Here is an 8,788-nt window from a genome sequence, read left to right on the forward strand (position 1 = left end):
CTGTGATGAACAGCTCTGCATATACGATAAGGTTAGAAAAGGTAGAGAAAACGTTTCCTGGCCTGAATAATCCTGCGGTATCTAGCTTGACCGCAGAGATCTACGGCGGCTCTGTTACCGGGCTTGTGGGGCCGGATGGGGCAGGAAAAACCACGCTGATACGCATGTTGGCTGGTTTACTGAAACCAGATAGTGGTTCTATTGAAATAATGGGGCTTGATCCGATTAAACAGGGTGTACAAGTGCGCTTTGAACTGGGCTATATGCCCCAGAAATTTGGCCTGTATGAAGATCTGACGGTTTTAGAAAACCTGAATCTGTATGCAGATCTGCGTGGTGTACTGGGTGATGAACGTAAAAAAACCTATGAGCAATTACTGACTTTTACTGACCTGACCCAATTTACCGGACGACTGGCGGGCAAGCTTTCAGGCGGCATGAAGCAAAAACTGGGGCTGGCCTGTACTCTGCTCGGCAAACCCAAAGTTCTGCTCTTGGACGAACCTGGAGTGGGTGTTGACCCGATAGCCCGCCGCGAACTCTGGCGGATGGTTCATGAGCTGGCAGATGATGGCATGCTGATCCTCTGGAGTACTTCCTATCTGGATGAAACAGAACGGTGCCGCGATGTCCTGTTACTCAACCAGGGGAAATTACTCTATAACGGGCAACCACAGAAACTGACCCAAACAATGTCCGGACGTTCTTTCCTGCTTAGTGCCAAACAGCATTCCCGCAGAAAAACGCTGCAACGTGCTCTTACTTTGCCACAGGTAACCGATGGCGTGATTCAGGGAAAATATGTCCGTCTTATTCTTAAACCTGATGTCCTGCCGCAAGAACTGCTTAATCAGCTTGCACTGCCTGATGCTGAAATCATGACAGCGGCTCCCCGCTTTGAAGATGCTTTTATTGATTTACTCGGCGGTGAGCCTGCCCGCCGTTCGGAACTGGCGGAAATCATGCCACAGATTGAAGCTAATCCCACAGAAACGGTGATTGAAGCACAGGACTTAACCAAGAAATTTGGTGATTTTGCTGCCACTGATCATGTTGATTTTCAGGTGAAACGCGGAGAAATCTTTGGCCTGCTTGGGCCTAACGGTGCCGGTAAATCCACGACGTTTAAAATGATGTGCGGACTCATGGTGCCGACTGAGGGTAAAGCGCTGGTATTGGGGATGGATTTGAAAACCAGTTCCGGGAAAGCCCGTCAGCATCTGGGTTATATGGCGCAAAAATTTTCACTGTACGGTAACTTGACGGTCGAACAGAACCTGAAATTCTTTTCAGGCATTTATGGCCTGCAAGGACGCAGACAAAAAGAGAAAATCGACGGGATGGTCGAAGCCTTCAATCTCAAATCTGTTTTACATCAGACAACCGACAAATTGCCATTGGGATATAAACAACGCCTTGCCCTTTCCTGCTCACTGATGCATGAACCCGATATTCTGTTTCTGGACGAACCGACTTCGGGTGTCGATCCGCAAATACGACGTGAATTCTGGTTACATATCAATGGCATGGTAGATAAAGGCGTCACCGTTATGGTGACCACCCACTTTATGGATGAAGCAGAATATTGTGACCGGATAGGGCTGGTATTTCGCGGTAAACTGATTGCCGCCGGCACACCGGACGATTTGAAACAGTTGGTCGCTACCGATGAAAACCCTGATCCATCAATGGAACAGGCATTTATTGATCTGGTCGTTAATTACGATGAGGAGCCGCAATGAGCAATCCAAAGCAACATGCTCCACAGAAGGCTGTTCGCTTCTCCTGGTGGCGACTGAAAGCACTTTGTATCAAAGAGACAAAACAGATCTTACGTGATCCCACCAGCGGGTTAATTTCTATTGTCATTCCACTGATCCTGTTATTTATCTTCGGATACGGCATTAATCTCGATTCCAGCACCGTCCGCATTGGTATTCTGGTGGAACAACAAAGTGAAGATGCCCGTGAGTTAATACAAGCTTTTGCCGGCTCGCCCTATATTGAACCTAAAATCAGCGATCATCGTCAGCAATTAATTAATATGATGCAATCAGGGGAGATACGTGGGCTGGTTGTCATTCCTGTGAATTTTGATGCTCAACTTGCCCGCTCTGATGGTAAAGCACAAATTCAAATCATTACTGATGGCAGTGAACCGAATACCGCAAGCTTTGTACAAAGTTACGCCAAAGGCGTATGGCAGATTTGGTTGCAACAAAAGGGACAGGATCAGGGAAACACGGCTAATCCATTGATTGATATGCAAATCCGTTATTGGTTCAATCCGGCAACCATCAGCCAGCATTTCATCATCCCCGGCGCAATCACCATTATCATCACCGTCGTTGGTGCCATTCTGACATCATTGGTTGTTGCCCGTGAATGGGAGCGCGGTACGATGGAAGCCCTGCTTTCCACCCAAATTACCCGTACCGAATTACTGCTTTCCAAACTTTTGCCTTATCAAGTGCTTGGATCGCTCGCCATGACGCTCTGTATGCTGGTGGCTGTATTTGTGCTGGGTGTCCCCTATCGAGGCTCGCTATGGGTATTGTCTGCTATCACCAGTCTCTACCTGGCCACTGCCCTTGGTATCGGGCTTTTAATCTCCACCATTACACGCAACCAATTTAATGCGGCAATGATAGCGTTGAATGTCGCCTTTCTGCCTGCAATTATGCTTTCCGGCTTTATTTTTGAAATAAACAGCATGCCTGCGTTTATTCAGGCAGTGACCTATTTCATCCCTGCCCGTTATTTTGTCAGTAGCCTGCACACGCTCTTTCTGGCTGGAAATATCAGTACAGTATTGATGATAAACCTGTTACTGCTGATTGCTTCCGCGATTTTGTTTATTGGTCTGACTGCATGGAAAACCCCGCGACGCCTGGATTAAGAAGGAATTACCATGTTTTATCGTCTTTACACACTGATTATTAAAGAATTACAGTCTCTGCTCAGAGATCCGCAGACACGAGCCATATTGGTGATGCCGGTTATCTTTCAGATGATCCTATTTCCACTATCAGCAACACTTGATGTCACTAACGCGACCATTGCTATTTTTGATGAGGACAAAGGCAAAGCTTCTATCGAGCTGACTCAACGGCTGGCAAAATCAAAAGCATTTCCTGACGTGATATTATTGACCCATTCACAAGAGATCCAGCCAATCATCGATCACCAAAAAGCCTTACTACTGGTCCGTTTCCCACAAGATTTCAGTGCTAAAATTGCCAGCCATGATCCCGTTTCTCTTCAAGTGCTGTTAGATGGCCGTAATTCTAACAGTGCTCAAATTGCTGCCGGCTATATCCAGGAAATTGTCCTGAATTATCAACAGGAGCTAATGGGTAATATGCCGAAAGCCAATAACAGTGAATTGGTGATCCGCAACTGGTATAACCCCAATCTGGATTATAAATGGTTTGTTGTACCTTCTCTGGTTGCACTGATTACCACGGTCGGGATATTAACGGTCACTGCATTGTCAATTGCCCGCGAAAGGGAACAAGGCACCCTGGACCAGTTACTGGTTTCACCTATGACCACTTGGCAGATTTTCATTGGCAAAGCGGTTCCTGCTGTAGTTGTGGCTACTTTTCAGGCAACTTTAGTGCTGGCTATTGGTATCTTTTGCTATCAAATCCCATTTTCCGGCTCACTACCGCTGTTCTACTTATCCATGTTGATATACAGCTTATCGCTGGTGGGATTTGGCTTATTAATCTCTTCTCTTTGTTACACTCAGCAACAGGCATTTATTGGTGTATTTGTCTTTATCATGCCCGCCATCTTGATCTCCGGTTACATTTCTCCGGTTGAAAATATGCCGGGATGGTTACAAGATCTCACCTGGATTAATCCTATCTGGCATTTTAATGACATAACCAAGCAGATTTATCTCAAAGATGCCGATTTCGCGGTTATCTGGAGAAGCCTGTTGCCCCTTCTGGCGATTACTGTCACAACCGGTAATCTTGCCTATTGGTTATTTCGACGGAAGATTGCTTGATGTGATTACACATGTACAAACTTATATGAAAAGTCGTTATATCCAGGAAGAAAAAATGTGTATAATATCAACAATACGACTCTTGATTAGGGTAAGATTATGAAAAACTCACACTCACAAATTGCCATACAAATTAGGGATAAGGAAAATACAACCAAATATATCTCTGATGCTAACCTGGAAGAACGGATTTGTCGTTCTTTGCGCGCATCTTTTTCTCTCGAAGGTAATAAAGTCAGTGATGAATCATGGAAGAAAATGAGCAAAGCAGCTCAATTCCTGACAAAAATCAACTAATCTCACTAACCGCCTTGTTAAATAAGGCGGTTAAATTTCTACTCTTTCCATCAATAGCTCTTCTTACCGCATAATGATAAACACGTTTGTTTTTTACAGAACCATCCAGTATTTCTGAGTTAAAATCAAATCCCTTAGATAAACATAATATTTGTAAATACAATCTAATAGTTCTACCATTCCCATCTTGGAATGGATGTATCCACGCTAATTCTCTATGAATAATAACCAACTTAGCTACGAGTTCATATTTTGTTGATATTTTATTCATCTCATTACGATTACATGTTCGTAAACAAGCTTTCATTGACTGCGATACATAATAATGTTCCATAGTTGGTCTCTCTCTATCACCGACTACAATAACATCTTTTCTATATTGACCAGCCCAACTGTATATATTTCCAAATAACATCTTATGACACTCTACAAACGCCAATTCACCAATAGGTAACGCTCTATTGACTATATATTCTCGAATAAACTTTCCCACTTTTACTCTGGATAAAATCATTTCAGCCCAATCAAGTTGATACTGATATTTAGCATATATCTTATTTTTAGTGGACAAATATTCATATCTTTCATTAACTCCATCACTTAAAATATAAATTTTATCTTCTTCATTCTTTATTTTAATAGATTTTTCTTTCCCAAAGGGAAAATCATTATGATGAGGCAATATATGAAAATACTTTTCATTATTAACAGCCAAATCTACACCAACTACTGAACCAGATAATAGCAATGAAGATTTTTTATTAAACAACACACCAACAGAATCACCTAACTGTATATCTCTATTCCGTATTTGCTCTGTAGACTCTTTATATCTTAATATATGAGCAACTGAAAATATAAATTCTTTTGTTTTCAATGTTCCTGAGCCGAAAATTACTTCCTTGGTTCTATTATTCCAATAATAATGGTAACTCATTTTCCCACGAATAGTCTTCTTAATATGAGTAATTGGCTCAATCAATAAAGATACTGTTGTGGTCTTTTTATTCTGACCAATGGATACAGGTATAAGTTTCGTCATATAAAAATAAGCGTCAGTGTAGCTAAAGTTATTTTAACTACACTGAAAATATCAATTAACGGCGATCGCCAAAAATACGCAGCAGCATCAAGAACATATTAATGAAGTCCAGATACAGGGTCAGCGCGCCGACAATAGAGAATTTACGCAGACTCTCTTTATCATTCACATCCAGATTTTCACCCATCTCTTTCAGTTTCTGAGTGTCATAAGCGGTCAGGCCCGCAAAAATAACCACACCAATGTAGGTTATCGCCCACATCAACGTTTCACTCTTTAACCAATAGTTAACCAGAGAAGCCAGAATGATGCCGATAAGCCCCATAAACAAGAAGCTGCCAAGGCCACTCAGACTACGCTTGGTGGTATAACCGTAAAAACTCAGTGCACCAAACATGCCTGCGGTCACGACAAAAGTCGTCGCAATGGAACCACCGGTGTATACGATGAAAATACTGGAAAGCGTCAGCCCGGTCAGAGCTGAATACAGCATAAACAACCCTGTCGCTAATGAACCGTTCATACGGTTAATCAAGCCGGAAAGAACGAAAACCAGTCCCAATTGAGCAATAATCAGCCCATAGAAAACAATTGAGTTTGAGAAAATAAATGCAATTACAGCCTGACTTTGTGACGCATACCAAGCCACAAACGCCGTTAACAACAAGCCACAAGTCATCCAACCATAAACTTGGGCCATATAAGTTTGCAGGCCGGTTCCAGCCTGCTGGATTATAGAACCATTTGAGCGTGGATAACGATCCATGGCGCTTACCTTCTATGACAGTGTTTAGAAATTCAGGCTGTTTAATATCAACAACCCACTCAAGTTTTATACATTATCACAGAATATAATCAAAACAATTAACCATTCAATAATTACTTGTATAGCCGTTCATCTATCTGATCAGTTTTCGAAGCGTTTCGCAGAAATAGAAAATACCTTCACAACCAACGTCTCGCTGCTTCTTGATCACTCTCGCGGGATTCAACCCAACGTTCACCCTCAGACAAGGACTCTTTTTTCCAGAAAGGTGCCTTTGTTTTCAAATAATCCATAATAAATTCAGCCGCTGCAAAAGCCATATGACGATGGGCGCTTGTCACACCAACAAACACAATTTCATCACCAGGGTAAAGCGTACCAATCCGGTGGATAACGCTGATACTCTGCAATGGCCAGCGATCCCGTGCTTCGGTGACAATATTTTGTAACGCTTTTTCCGTCATTCCGGGATAGTGTTCCAGTCTCAGGACACTCACTCGGTCACCCAGATTATGATGACGGACTTTACCCGTGAAAGTGACAATAGCCCCATCTTCATCACACTGAGAAAGCCATTGATACTCATCTCCTACACTGAAATTTTCCGGGCCAACAAAAATGCGCGTGTTTTCCATTAATTACCCTCCAGTCACCGGCGGGAAAAAAGCCACTTCATCACCATCCTGTAATGGATGCCCACCATGAACAAAAGTTTGGTTTACTGCTGACAGGAGTTTTCCATCTTCCAGCGCCATCGCCCAACGCTCACCTTTTAATATTAATGCCTTTCTCAAGCCATCAACGGTTGGGTAATGATTATCCAGATCCAGTGAATCAGTACCGACCAGTTCACGTACTTGAGCAAAAAAGAGTACTTTAATCATTCTTCCACCTTAAAATGCCCTAATCGCCCACCCCGTTTCTCCAGCAAACGAACCGGCCCAATGACCATATCTTTCTGTACGGCTTTACACATATCATAAATAGTCAGCGCCGCGACGGATGCCGCTGTCAGCGCCTCCATTTCAACGCCGGTTCTTCCTGTCAGACAGCAGCAGGATTCAATTCTCACCCGGTTATATTCTGTCTGCGCTTCCAGCTGAACTTCGACTTTCGTTAGCTGTAATGGATGACAAAGCGGAATTAATTCCCATGTGCGCTTCGCCGCCTGAATACCCGCAATCCGGGCGGTTGCAAACACATCACCTTTGTGATGGCTGCCGTTAATAATCATTGCCAGTGTTTCCGGCATCATTTCAATAAAAGCCTCTGCCCGCGCCTCACGTTCTGTTTCGGCTTTAGCAGAGATATCAACCATATGGGCTTCACCAGTAGAATTAATGTGGGTCAATTGAGACATTCTTTGCTCCTGAAAAAACAACAATACCAAGCAGTAAATTAACCGCCGATGACAGAAAGATTTGGGGTGATACCGCTGTCCCCCTGATGAAGGAAATGGGTTTCCCGTTTATGACGCAGCCCCCCCTGAATACGCAATTTCAAATCATTGAGTTGCTCTTCACTCGATAACAAATCACGCAGTGGTATCCCTTGTTCGCCAAACAGGCATAAGTGAAGATTACCTATTGCGGAAACACGTAAGCGATTACAACTCCGGCAGAAATCTTTCTCATAAGGCATAATCAGACCGATTTCCCCTTGATAATCAGGATGGCTAAAAACTTGTGCCGGACCATCACTGCGTGAGCGTTGAAGCTGATGCCAGCCATTGTGCAGCAAGCGTTCCCGGATAGTTTCGCCAGAAATGTGGTATTTGCGAAACATTTCGCCGCCATCACCGGTTTCCATCAATTCAATAAATCTCAATTGGATAGGACGATCTTTTATCCAGTACAGGAAAGCCGGCAAGCTGATGTCATTGACGTTTTTCATCAGCACCACGTTGACTTTCACTTTACTGAAACCCGCTTCAAATGCCGCATCAATACCACGTATCACCTGAAAGAATTTGTCCTGTCCGGTAATAGCATGAAACTGACGGGGATCAAGCGAGTCCATACTGACATTCACTGCGGTTAAACCTGCCGCCTTCCATTCGGCAACATTCCGTTCCATCCGATAGCCATTGGTGGTTACAGCAAGGGTTCTGATTAACTTATTTTCACGGATAACAGAAATAATATCCGTGAAATCACGGCGCATGGTCGGCTCACCCCCCGTCAAACGGATTTTCTCTGTACCAAGATCGGCAAACGCCCGACCAACAAGACGGATTTCAGGTAATGTCAAAAAGGAGTGATGCCCGCGGGGTTTATAACCATCCGGCAGGCAATACGTACACCGGAAATTACAGACATCGGTAATTGACAGCCTTAAATAATAAAATTTACGGGCAAAAGCATCTACGAGTTGTTCCACAATAACACCTTTCCAAATATGGGAGATGCAAGCATTTCTGCCCTACATCCTGGTGACTCAGTGGTCACGGCCAAAGCATCATATCGCTGTGTAAAACGGTGACTTAGACGCAGAGGCTAGGAGTTAATTTCAATATCTATGGTTTAATGCAAAACGACATTCTCAATGTCAATTCTAGCGCTTAAGCAAGAAAAATGCGAACATCCACTTTCGTTATATAATTTAATATACAATGACTTAGCCAATGTCAGAACAAATAGCAGACAGTTCTATTGGTGTTGATTAA

The 8,788-nt window shown here is 43.4% G+C and carries 10 protein-coding genes and 1 riboswitch; of the genes, 4 read left to right on the forward strand and 6 right to left on the reverse strand.

The genetic code is table 11. The annotated features are described in order from the left end of the window. Positions 1 to 5 precede the first annotated feature (5 nt). The 4 genes from ACGF63_RS13490 to ACGF63_RS13505 all read left to right on the forward strand — a co-directional run bounded on the left by ACGF63_RS13490 (position 6) and on the right by ACGF63_RS13505 (position 4,315). Entirely contained in the window at positions 6 to 1,742 is a 1,737-nt protein-coding gene (locus ACGF63_RS13490; protein ID WP_387631393.1) for an ATP-binding cassette domain-containing protein, read from the forward strand. After that, positions 1,739 to 2,899 (forward strand): ABC transporter permease, encoded by a 1,161-nt coding sequence (locus tag ACGF63_RS13495; RefSeq protein WP_152962779.1) that lies wholly within the window; start codon positions 1,739 to 1,741, stop codon positions 2,897 to 2,899. The genes ACGF63_RS13490 and ACGF63_RS13495 overlap by 4 nt, the downstream gene beginning before the upstream one ends. 12 nt (positions 2,900 to 2,911) lie before the next feature. After that, positions 2,912 to 4,018, forward strand: a complete 1,107-nt coding sequence (locus ACGF63_RS13500) for an ABC transporter permease (protein ID WP_387631396.1) — start codon at positions 2,912 to 2,914, stop codon at positions 4,016 to 4,018. 99 nt (positions 4,019 to 4,117) lie between these two features. After that, positions 4,118 to 4,315 (forward strand): hypothetical protein, encoded by a 198-nt coding sequence (locus ACGF63_RS13505; protein WP_088372395.1) that lies wholly within the window; start codon positions 4,118 to 4,120, stop codon positions 4,313 to 4,315. On the opposite strand, the gene ACGF63_RS13510 is transcribed toward ACGF63_RS13505, so the two are convergent. The 6 genes from ACGF63_RS13510 to moaA all read right to left on the reverse strand — a co-directional run bounded on the left by ACGF63_RS13510 (position 4,308) and on the right by moaA (position 8,505). Continuing rightward, the gene (locus tag ACGF63_RS13510) at positions 4,308 to 5,357 is read right to left on the reverse strand and encodes a Fic family protein (protein WP_387631399.1); all 1,050 of its coding nucleotides are present in this window, start codon (positions 5,355 to 5,357) and stop codon (positions 4,308 to 4,310) included. The genes ACGF63_RS13505 and ACGF63_RS13510 overlap by 8 nt on opposite strands. A 55-nt stretch (positions 5,358 to 5,412) precedes the next feature. Beyond that, on the reverse strand, positions 5,413 to 6,123 hold the full coding sequence (locus tag ACGF63_RS13515; RefSeq protein ID WP_387631401.1) for a Bax inhibitor-1 family protein: 711 nt from the start codon (positions 6,121 to 6,123) through the stop codon (positions 5,413 to 5,415). Between the two features lie 179 nt (positions 6,124 to 6,302). Next, positions 6,303 to 6,758 (reverse strand): molybdopterin synthase catalytic subunit MoaE, encoded by a 456-nt coding sequence (gene moaE / locus ACGF63_RS13520; RefSeq protein ID WP_387631403.1) that lies wholly within the window; start codon positions 6,756 to 6,758, stop codon positions 6,303 to 6,305. 3 nt (positions 6,759 to 6,761) lie between these two features. Then, positions 6,762 to 7,007 carry a molybdopterin synthase sulfur carrier subunit gene (gene moaD, locus ACGF63_RS13525; protein WP_036850760.1) on the reverse strand — a complete coding sequence of 82 codons (246 nt, stop codon included), beginning with the start codon at positions 7,005 to 7,007 and terminating at the stop codon, positions 6,762 to 6,764. After that, positions 7,004 to 7,483: a cyclic pyranopterin monophosphate synthase MoaC gene (gene moaC, locus ACGF63_RS13530; protein WP_036850758.1), complete on the reverse strand. Its 480-nt coding sequence runs from the start codon at positions 7,481 to 7,483 to the stop codon at positions 7,004 to 7,006. The genes moaD and moaC overlap by 4 nt, the downstream gene beginning before the upstream one ends. A gap of 38 nt (positions 7,484 to 7,521) precedes the next feature. Next, positions 7,522 to 8,505, reverse strand: coding sequence for a GTP 3',8-cyclase MoaA (gene moaA / locus ACGF63_RS13535; protein ID WP_331251356.1), 984 nt, complete (start codon positions 8,503 to 8,505; stop codon positions 7,522 to 7,524). Continuing rightward, positions 8,492 to 8,637: riboswitch (molybdenum cofactor riboswitch) on the reverse strand. Its footprint overlaps the gene before it by 14 nt. Positions 8,638 to 8,788: the final 151 nt, after the last annotated feature.

The organism is Photorhabdus sp. RM322S (assembly GCF_042879395.1).
Classification (GTDB): Bacteria; Pseudomonadota; Gammaproteobacteria; order Enterobacterales; family Enterobacteriaceae; genus Photorhabdus; species Photorhabdus khanii.

Coding starts and splice junctions, on each gene's coding strand:
- ACGF63_RS13490 (WP_387631393.1), top strand. CDS start 6: ATGAACAGCTCTGCATATACGATAAGGTTAGAAAAGGTAGAGAAAACG.
- ACGF63_RS13495 (WP_152962779.1), top strand. CDS start 1,739: ATGAGCAATCCAAAGCAACATGCTCCACAGAAGGCTGTTCGCTTCTCC.
- ACGF63_RS13500 (WP_387631396.1), top strand. CDS start 2,912: ATGTTTTATCGTCTTTACACACTGATTATTAAAGAATTACAGTCTCTG.
- ACGF63_RS13505 (WP_088372395.1), top strand. CDS start 4,118: ATGAAAAACTCACACTCACAAATTGCCATACAAATTAGGGATAAGGAA.
- ACGF63_RS13510 (WP_387631399.1), bottom strand. CDS start 5,357: ATGACGAAACTTATACCTGTATCCATTGGTCAGAATAAAAAGACCACA.
- ACGF63_RS13515 (WP_387631401.1), bottom strand. CDS start 6,123: ATGGATCGTTATCCACGCTCAAATGGTTCTATAATCCAGCAGGCTGGA.
- moaE (WP_387631403.1), bottom strand. CDS start 6,758: ATGGAAAACACGCGCATTTTTGTTGGCCCGGAAAATTTCAGTGTAGGA.
- moaD (WP_036850760.1), bottom strand. CDS start 7,007: ATGATTAAAGTACTCTTTTTTGCTCAAGTACGTGAACTGGTCGGTACT.
- moaC (WP_036850758.1), bottom strand. CDS start 7,483: ATGTCTCAATTGACCCACATTAATTCTACTGGTGAAGCCCATATGGTT.